This is a genomic window from Ideonella sp. P3_A4 (assembly GCF_056403075.1).
The window spans coordinates 1-771 of record NZ_JBFUGE010001250.1; the positions used below are offsets into that span (position 1 = coordinate 1).

At 65.4% G+C, this 771-nt stretch carries 1 protein-coding gene; it reads right to left on the bottom strand.

What is annotated here, in order from left to right; all coding sequences use genetic code 11:
• Window positions 1-770, bottom strand: a 770-nt coding sequence (locus AC1DYI_RS37360) for a c-type cytochrome (RefSeq protein WP_477209103.1), incomplete at its 3' end; no start/stop codon positions are given.
• Window position 771 lies beyond the last annotated feature (1 nt).

The window sequence follows — 771 nt, forward strand, 5'->3', positions numbered from 1 at the left end:
TGTTCAGACACACCGGTCTTGAGCAGCCTGACCACTTCAGACTTCGGCCAGCCTTGCACGCCCGCTTCCTTCGGTGTGGCGAGCGAGGGCGCGTACCAGGTCGCATCGGGCATCAGGCCGCCGGCAAACTCGGACTTCAGGCTGGTGCCGCCCAGGAAGTTGCGACCCGAATGGCAGGCCGCGCAGTGGCCCAACCCTTGAACCAGGTACTTGCCGCGGTTCCATTCGGCGCTTTGCTTCGGCTCGGCCGCGAGTTCACCCGGTCGGAAGTACAGCGCCCGCCAGACCGCCAAGGCCGCCTGCGTGTTGTAGGGGAATCGAAGGTCGTGCTCCACATTGGGCTGACCAACAGGCTTCACTGACCGCAGGTAGGCATAGAGGGCGTCGGAGTCTTCGCGCGTCACGTTCGTGAAACTCGGGTACGGAAACGCCGGGTACAGCAGGCGCCCGCTTTTCGAGCGGCCATGGTGCATGGCGCGCCAGAACTCGGCCGACGACCAGGTTCCGATGCCCGTCTGGTCATCTGGCGTGATGTTGGGTGCATAGACCAACCCGAAAGGCGTGTCGACGCCGCGGCCGCCGGCGAAGGGCTGCCCTGCTGCGGTGGTGTGGCAGCCGATGCAATTGCCGGCACGTGCCAGGTAAGCGCCGCGTGAAATCACCTCGGCAGATGCCGGCACCTGGTGAGCGCCTGGTTCGATCCGGGCTTCACCTGCAACATTGCGCCATGCCACCAAGGCAGCGAGGACGGCGAAGATCGCGAAGGCCACC